Source organism: Halomonas sp. 3D7M, from assembly GCF_014897885.1.
GTDB lineage: Bacteria > Pseudomonadota > Gammaproteobacteria > Pseudomonadales > Halomonadaceae > Vreelandella.
Window position 1 is genome coordinate 24,665 of the sequence record NZ_JABUZF010000179.1, and the last position, 2,190, is coordinate 26,854.

Annotated in this window: 1 protein-coding gene and 2 pseudogenes (1 of these 3 running past the window's edge); 2 read left to right on the forward strand and 1 reads right to left on the reverse strand. The window is 50.9% G+C overall.

Translation table 11 applies throughout. The features are described 5' to 3' along the window. Together INT22_RS20690 and INT22_RS10170 are read left to right on the forward strand one after the other, a co-directional pair. Positions 1-436: pseudogene (locus INT22_RS20690) on the forward strand (phosphoribulokinase); the annotation flags it as partial. A 54-nt stretch (positions 437-490) separates the two neighbouring features. Beyond that, complete coding sequence (locus INT22_RS10170) at positions 491-832, forward strand: histidine triad nucleotide-binding protein (protein ID WP_193060336.1); 342 nt, start codon at positions 491-493, stop codon at positions 830-832. Positions 833-934: 102 nt separating this feature from the next. On the opposite strand, the pseudogene ettA reads toward INT22_RS10170, so the two are convergent. Beyond that, positions 935-2,190: pseudogene (gene ettA, locus INT22_RS10175) on the reverse strand (energy-dependent translational throttle protein EttA); it runs 455 nt beyond the window's last position.

The following is a 2,190-nucleotide window of genomic DNA, read 5'->3' on the forward strand; positions in this document are numbered from 1 at the left end:
TCACGTAGATTTGCTAGTCGGCGTTGCGCCGACCATGAATCTTGAATGGATTCAAAAAATTGATCGTGATACCAAGCTGCGCGGTTATTCCCAGGAAGCGGTCATCGATACCATATTAGGGCGCATGGATGATTACGTGCGCTACATTCAGCCGCAGTTCTCGCGTACCCATATTAATTTCCAGCGTGTGCCCACTGTCGATACGTCGAACCCCTTTGAGGTTCAGGATATTCCGACCGATGCAGAATCGTTTGTGGTGATTCGCTTTAGAGATCCCTCAACGGTGGATTTTCCATGGCTATTGGCGATGATAAAAGATTCATTTATGACACGTCCGCACACGTTAGTGGTGCCTGGGGCGCGAATGTCGTTAGCGATGGAGCTGATCCTAGCGCCGCTAGTTCGCCATTTGTTGTCTCAGCGCCGTTTTCGCTAGGCCGTTTTTGCTAATTAGCACGTTTTCGCCACTTACAAAAATGAAGGAGGCCGTATGGATTGCCTGTTTTGCAAAATAATAAACCGCGAAATTCCCGCAGATATTGTGTTTGAAGATGAGCATGTATTGGCGTTTAACGACATTAATCCTCAGGCGCCAACGCATCAGTTGATCATTCCTAAAAAGCATATTGCTACGCTTAACGATATTGATCCTGAAGACCTAGCCCTGGTTGGGCGTTTGCAGCACACTGCCGCACAGCTGGCCAAGCAGCAAGGCTTCGCGGAAGATGGTTATCGTGTGGTGATGAATTGTAATGAACTGGGTGGTCAGACGGTTTATCACATTCATATGCATTTATTGGGAGGTCGGCAGTTTACTTGGCCGGCTGGCTGATAGTGGGTTTGTTTATTTTATAGCCCAACAAAAGTAAAAAGCCCCTGTGCGTTTTTAGCGTACAAGGGGCTTTTTACGTATCAGCGGTATTGCAACGAATCGTTAGGCGTCGATGCGCTTATACTTCATTCGCTTAGGTGTGTCGTTACCCACACGCTTCTTGTGATCTTCTTCATATTCGGTGTAGTTACCATCGAAGAAGACGACTTCTGAATCGCCTTCAAAGGCGAGAATGTGCGTGGCGATACGGTCTAGGAACCAGCGATCGTGAGAAATCACCATCGCGCAGCCTGGGAAGGCCAGCAGCGCTTCTTCCAAGGCGCGTAGGGTCTCGATGTCCAGATCGTTTGAAGGTTCGTCTAACAGCAGTACGTTTGCGCCTTGTTTAAGCGTTTGGGCAAGCTGAAGGCGACCGCGCTCACCACCAGAAAGCTCATCTAGACGCTTCTGCTGATCGTTGCCCTTAAAGTTAAAGCGGCCAACGTAGGCACGCGAAGAGACTTCATAGCCGTTAATGTTGAGAATATCCTGTCCGTCAGAGACGGCTTCCCAAACAGTTTGCTTGTCGTCTAGCGCGTCACGCAACTGCTCAACGTAGGCAATATCGACAGTCTCACCAATCACTACTTCGCCAGCATCCGGCTGTTCCTGGCCGGTGACTAGCTTGAACAGTGTCGATTTACCGGCCCCGTTACCACCTACAATCCCGACAATCGCCCCTTGAGGGATGGTAAAGGAGAGGTCCTGGTAGAGCAGTTTGTCATCAAACCGCTTGGTCACGTTATGAAACTCGATGACCTTATCACCCAGGCGCGGGCCAGGCGGAATATAGATCTCATTTGTTTCATTACGCTTTTGGAAATCGCCAGACTGCATCTCTTCAAAGCGATTAAGGCGCGCCTTACTCTTCGCTTGGCGTCCTTTAGTGTTGCTGCGCACCCACTCAAGCTCTTGCTTGATAGCTTTTTGGCGCGATACTTCCTGTTTGGCTTCTTGGTTCAGGCGCTGCTCTTTCTGCTCCAGCCACTGGGAGTAGTTGCCTTCAAAAGGAATGCCCTGGCCGCGGTCAAGTTCCAGAATCCATCCGGCAACGTTGTCCAGGAAGTAGCGGTCGTGGGTAATGGCCACGACAGTACCGTTATAGTCGTGCAAGAAGCGCTCTAGCCAGGCAACGGATTCAGCATCCAAGTGGTTGGTAGGCTCGTCGAGCAAGAGCATATCGGGGCTTGAGAGCAGCAGGCGGCACAGCGCTACACGGCGGCGCTCGCCCCCAGAAAGATTGCCTACTTTGGCATCCCAGGGCGGTAGACGCAGCGCTTCAGCAGCGACTTCCAGCTTACGCTCAAGGTTATGCGCAT

What these genes read in the sequence shown, in the direction of transcription:
- INT22_RS10170 (WP_193060336.1), top strand. Translation starts at nt 491, where the DNA reads ATGGATTGCCTGTTTTGCAAAATAATAAACCGCGAAATTCCCGCAGAT.